A 5,587-nucleotide genomic window follows, 5' to 3' on the forward strand; every position below is an offset into this window, starting at 1 on the left:
TGACCGACGCCACCATCGTCGACATCAACCTGCGCATGCCGCACGCCCAGGACATGAACACGGCTGAATTCACTCAACTGATGGACGTCTCCCTGGCCTACCGCAAGATCGATTGGGAACACACCGTTGCCGGCACCTCCGGTTCCGACGACTGGCGCGCTCCGATCGAAGGCTAAGTCCTTCGATAACGTCCCGCCCGCAGCGGCGGGGCGTTACGCCGCCGGCGTCGTGATGCCAGCGCTTGTTATCGAGCGCTGGCATCACGGCGTGTACGACATCGCTGACACGTCCTGTCAGCCATTGCCCTTAGCGACCGATTCGCCCTTGCCATACCCAGGGCCTCGCGTAATCTGCTGATGCAATGGATTGCCGCGCATTCGTCTTCCAGGAGGGGAGCCATCACCATGGCCAATCAGACCGGCCTTCAGTTCACACTTGCCCTCGCCGGGGCCGATGACCTCGACCTGGCCGTGGTCGACTTCACGCTGACCGAGGCGCTCTCCCGGCCCTTCCATCTGGCGGTCAACCTCGCCAGCCGCGACCCGGACCTCGCTCCCGAGGCCTTCCTCGACCGCGAGCTCGGCCTGACGATCTGGCAGGACGGCGAGGTGCTGCGCCGGGTCCACGGCATCGCCACCGCCTTCGGCCGCGGCGACAGCGGGCACCGCCGCACCTTCTATTCGCTGACCATCCAGCCAGCACTGTGGCGTCTGTCGCTGCGCCACAACTCGCGCATCTTCCAGAACGTCTCGCCGCTGACCATCATCAACACCCTGTGCGACGAGCACGGCATCACCGACGTGGCCTTCGCCGCCACCCGCGAACCCGCCGAGCGCGAATACTGCGTGCAGTACCGCGAGACCGACCTGGCCTTTATCCAGCGCCTGGCCGCCGAGGAGGGGCTGTTCTATTTTCACGAGTTCTTTGAAACAGGCTTCGAAACAGGCGAGGACCAGCCCGGCGGCGGCCACCGCCTGGTCTTCGCCGACGCTCCCCAGGTGCTGGCCAGCCTGGGCGAGCGCACCTATCACGGCCGGGCCGGCGGCACGCCGCCGCTGCGCCACCTGCGCCACCTGCGCAAGCTCAGCCAGGTCTCCCGAGTCCGCCCCGCCTCGGCCATGCTCAAGGACTACTCCTTCAAGCAGCCGGCCTATTCACAGTTACATCAGGTACAGCTACACGAACAGGTCGCGGACGGACTGGAGGAACATGCGCAGCGGGCCGGCGTTGATAAAGAGTACGAACACTACGACTACCCCGGCCGCTACAAGGCCGACGCCTCCGGCGAGGCCTTCACCCGCATCTGCCTGGAACACCTGCGCCACGATGCGCTGACCGCCGAGGCCGAGAGCGACCTGCCCGAGCTCGCCCCCGGCAATCGCTTTACCCTTACCGACCACGATGCCGAACGCCTCAACCGCGACTGGCAGGTGGTCTCGGTGGTGCATCACGGCAGGCAGCCCCAGGCGCTGCAGGAGGACGCCGTGGGCGTGACCGCCAGCGACCGCCAGGGCATCAGCGGCAACGACAGCACCCGCTACCATAACGAGCTGCTGCTCACCCCCGCCGACACCGCCTGGCGCCCAGAGCCCAACCCCAAGCCCTGCGTCGACGGCCCCCAGGTCGCCTTCGTGGTCGGCCCCGAAGGTGAAGAGATCCACTGTGACGAACACGGCCGGGTCAAGGTGCAGTTCCCCTGGGACCGCTATGCCGAGCCTGATACCGCCGGGGCTGGCGGCGAAGCCGCTGATACCGCCGGGGCTGGCGGCGAAGCCGCTGAAACCGCCGGGGCTGGCGGCAAAGCCGCTGTGAATAGCGGAGCCAGTGCGTGGATTCGCGTCAGCCAGGGCTGGGCCGGCGGTGGCTACGGCAGCATCGCGATTCCCAGGATCGGGCACGAGGTGATTGTCTCATTTCTCGAAGGCGATCCGGATCAGCCGCTGATCACCGGGCGCACCTACCACGCGGTGAACACCCCGCCCTACGCCCTGCCCGAGCACAAGACCCGCACCGTGCTCCGCACCCAGAGTCACAAGGGCGACGGCTTCAACGAACTGCGCTTCGAGGACGAGGCCGAGCGGGAGCAGATCTGGCTGCACGCCCAGAAGGACCTGGAGCTGCTGACCAACAACGACCGCACCGAGGAGATCGGCAACGACAGCTTCCTCACCGTGCATAACGACCGCATCGGTGAGATTCACGCCGATGACCACCTGACGGTGCATGGGCAGCGGCACACCCAGATCGACGGCGACGACCACCTGATCGTCGACGCCAGCCGCCACGAGAAGATCGGCCGCGCCCAGCTGGTCGAGGCTGGCCAGGAGATCCACCACAAGGCGGGCATGAAGGTCGTGATCGAAGCCGGCGCCGAGATCACCCTCAAGGCCGGCGGCAGCTTCATCAAGCTCGACCCCAGCGGCGTGACCATTGTCGGTGCCAGCGTCAAGATCAACTCCGGCGGCAGCCCCGGCTCCGGCTCCGGTCAGGCGGCCCAGGCGGCGGTGCTATCAAGGGATGCGATGACGGAAAATCATGAGGCGATACTGCCTGTGTTTCCAAGCCAGCCAAATCGTCTTAGGCAAGTGGCAGTAGATGGGTTACTACTCAGTGCTCAATGCCATCAGCAAGCCGATGGTAGCTGCCCACTGGCTTCGTGCCCATGCAAATAGGATAGAGGCCTGCATAATGGATATGTCAACTATCCTGGCGAGATTACAAGACACTCGACCTGGAGATGAGTCTTTATTCGTCTTACTTGATGGTGCACTCTTTCCGGCCATGCAAAGCATATACGAGTATGAAACTTCACCTCAGGCGTGCCCCATATACTATGGGACACGTCATGAGAAATCCCTAGAGGTAAGTCCTTGTCTGTACGAGCCAAGCAGCGAAAGTAGAATATGGGGGTGCTCGGAATATTGGCGTGACAAGGGCGTCATATTCACCAGTCGTTACTCGTTCTTCGACGTATTGACGCATTTGCAGAGCTTGATAAGCGTGAGCCTTTCTTCCGGGCAGCTTGCTTACTGGCGGTTTTACTCTCCGGGCTGGATTGCATCGGTGATTGACGTGTTGGAGAAAGAAGAACTGACTCATTTTACTGGACCGATTAGCCAGTGGGCTGCCTTTACGGAGGATGGCTGGCAGATATATCGGCCACACGTCGCTGAAAACCCTGTTCATAGTAGAGAAGAGGGCTGGCTTCACATGTCTGATGAATATATGGAGATATGGAAGAGCGGCATGAGAGAGAGCTTCATTGTGCAAATTGAAAAAAAAGCTGATGAGGAGTTGGATGGCTTGTCTGCAGGAGCGCAGTTGAGAGATGAGATATCAAAGCTCTTCGATATCTCTAAAGAGGCAGACTTTAAAACGACAGCTGAGCTGGAAAGATTCATATTCCTTTTTTTGAAGCATCCTGAGGCTATAAAATCTTCAGAATATCAAGGGATGATAGGGAATGTTGGCTACCCACCGATGAGGCGACTTGATAAAATAGAATCAGTGCTGTTCGGGATAAAAGAAGAGGAGAGAGCATAATGGATTATGTTGTACAGCCTGGGCAGACCTTAACTTCTATTGCGAGGGAAAAGGGGGTGTCGCTTTCTTCTATCATGGAGCTAAATCCTGCCCTTGATAATCCTAATCGTATTCAAGCTGGTGATATATTGACCCTCCCGGAGACCAGTGAAGTGCGAGGTGATCGCTGCCCGGATGATATCATGGATGCTGGCCCATGCGTCGAAGTCGAAGAAGTTGAGCCAGGATTCCATGTTGTGGAAAGTCCACAGACGATTGAAGAGCTCAAAGAGCATCTCTTCGCTGGGCAGGCTAATGGTGAAATAGATGCTATGCTGGAGCGGTTGAATCCATGGCTAGAAGATGGCGTGAGCCCTGGTCAGGTCATCGTCCTCAGCGATCCCAGAAGCATGCAGTGCACACAGGAAGAGAACCTTTTGATGCAGATTGCACAAGAGGTTAATGGAATAAATGCTGAGTTGACCTATGAGGAAGCTCAGAGAACGGTTGACTATTATGACCTTTTGGGGGCGGCTACTGGTGGGGCGGGAGCGGCCATCGGTAATACTGCGTCAGGTGTAAGGCAACATGCACGGCAAGTTGAGGCGAAATTGCGGCAAATAGAAGCCCTTTATCAACGCACCTATGAGCGGACAGGACGGCTTGGAGGGCAAGAGTTCTACTCCAGACGAAGCGCTCTTTTTCGAGAACTGGACTCCCTGCTCGATCGCGTTACGCGAATGGGCTTAGGGATTCCAGAGCACCCTAACCTACGCCATGCGCTAGGCCTTTCGACGAAAAGCACGGTGCATCACTGGCGCCAAGCAGGGTCAGCAGCATCAGGCATCCCGGGCTATGCTGAAAATTATGCTGGCATCGCCAGTGCCAGTAGATGGATGAGCCGTGCAGGCTATGTAGGCTTAGGGTTTAGTGCAGTGTCAACCCATTCGAATGTACGAGCGGCATGCGTATCCGGGCGTGAAGAAGAGTGCAATATCACGCGGGTTAGGGAATGGGCTGGCTTCGGCGGCGGCGTTTTTGGCGGCGCTGCAACCGGTACTGCAGCCGGTACCGCCGCTGCAGGAATCTGTTTAGCTCTCGGCGTCCCCACTGGTGGTTTGGCTACACTTGCGTGCGGAGTAGTACTGGTAGGCGGTGCAGGATACGCGGGGGGGGTAGCAGGAGCTGAGCTAGGGAAGGGAGTTGGAGGATGGGCTGGCGAACTTATATATGGAAATTGAAATGATTGATTTTGAATTTGTGTTTTTTTCTCTTTCGGCGCTGGCATTAATCACTGGCCTTTTGTCCCTTGTTGTGTGGGGCGTTATGCTTCTTGTTTATATGCAGAAAATAGATGTCTATTTTGATAGTCCAGACTTTCCGAACAGAGGATATAAAGGGTTGTGGCCGTGGGAAATGAGTAGAGCGACAAGCTATGGGTGTTTTTTGTTGTTCCATGACTCAAGATTTGTCCGTAAAAAATTCCCGCATGCCTGCAAAAATATTAACATTAACGAAATTCCAAGGAGTATAAAGCTCATGGTTGCGTTTCCTATGTATGCATTTTATCCCCCTGCGCTATTTATATTGGCAGGCGGGGCGATGCTTTATATAAACAAATGGTTCTTCTAGCTTATGAGTAAACAAGTGGGTTTCAATTTTTTCGGATGACTATTTTCGTTTGAGAACTATTCTCTAAGCGTGTTCTTCCATGCTTACCAACCGGGTCGCGGAACTGCATGCACTTAATGAAGTTCTTTTTTCTCCCTCGCTCAAGCTGACGCCAGTCGTCAGGACCGAATTCGATGTATCACGAACTTCTTCTCAGTTCTCGCCTGGCAGAAGGGTGGAAACGCTCCAGGGCTACTGGGTTCAATTGGCCCTGCCTGCTGCTATCAGTGGAGAGAAGGTGACGATCTCGCAGAATGCTGTGGGCGGATTTTAGGCTTCGTCGGACAGCTTTGCTGAGCGCCCTGCCACCGAGCTGAGTCGAGAACTGCCAGAAGCCGCAACCTATGTCGAGGGCGACGCGCTGCGGGTGTGGCAGGCCTGGCTATCGGCCGAT

The 5,587-nt window shown here is 57.4% G+C and carries 4 protein-coding genes and 1 pseudogene; all 5 read left to right on the forward strand.

Annotation, left to right across the window (positions count from 1 at the left end; translation table 11 throughout):
- Nucleotides 1-176: pseudogene (locus DU490_RS16690) on the forward strand (type VI secretion system tube protein Hcp); the annotation flags it as partial.
- Nucleotides 177-404: 228 nt separating this feature from the next.
- Nucleotides 405-2,672 (forward strand): type VI secretion system Vgr family protein, encoded by a 2,268-nt coding sequence (locus DU490_RS16695; RefSeq protein WP_114575351.1) that lies wholly within the window; start codon nucleotides 405-407, stop codon nucleotides 2,670-2,672.
- A 22-nt stretch (nucleotides 2,673-2,694) separates the two neighbouring features.
- Nucleotides 2,695-3,543: a DUF4123 domain-containing protein gene (locus DU490_RS16700; RefSeq protein WP_258801713.1), complete on the forward strand. Its 849-nt coding sequence runs from the start codon at nucleotides 2,695-2,697 to the stop codon at nucleotides 3,541-3,543.
- Entirely contained in the window at nucleotides 3,543-4,763 is a 1,221-nt protein-coding gene (locus tag DU490_RS16705; protein ID WP_114575353.1) for a LysM domain-containing protein, read from the forward strand. The genes DU490_RS16700 and DU490_RS16705 overlap by 1 nt, the downstream gene beginning before the upstream one ends.
- 1 nt (nucleotide 4,764) lies before the next feature.
- The gene (locus DU490_RS16710; protein ID WP_114575354.1) at nucleotides 4,765-5,154 is read left to right on the forward strand and encodes a hypothetical protein; all 390 of its coding nucleotides are present in this window, start codon (nucleotides 4,765-4,767) and stop codon (nucleotides 5,152-5,154) included.
- Nucleotides 5,155-5,587 lie beyond the last annotated feature (433 nt).

This window comes from Halomonas sp. DQ26W (assembly GCF_003339685.1).
Classification (GTDB): Bacteria; Pseudomonadota; Gammaproteobacteria; order Pseudomonadales; family Halomonadaceae; genus Halomonas.

What these genes read in the sequence shown, in the direction of transcription:
- DU490_RS16695 (WP_114575351.1), top strand. Translation starts at nt 405, where the DNA reads ATGGCCAATCAGACCGGCCTTCAGTTCACACTTGCCCTCGCCGGGGCC.
- DU490_RS16700 (WP_258801713.1), top strand. Translation starts at nt 2,695, where the DNA reads ATGTCAACTATCCTGGCGAGATTACAAGACACTCGACCTGGAGATGAG.
- DU490_RS16705 (WP_114575353.1), top strand. Translation starts at nt 3,543, where the DNA reads ATGGATTATGTTGTACAGCCTGGGCAGACCTTAACTTCTATTGCGAGG.
- DU490_RS16710 (WP_114575354.1), top strand. Translation starts at nt 4,765, where the DNA reads ATGATTGATTTTGAATTTGTGTTTTTTTCTCTTTCGGCGCTGGCATTA.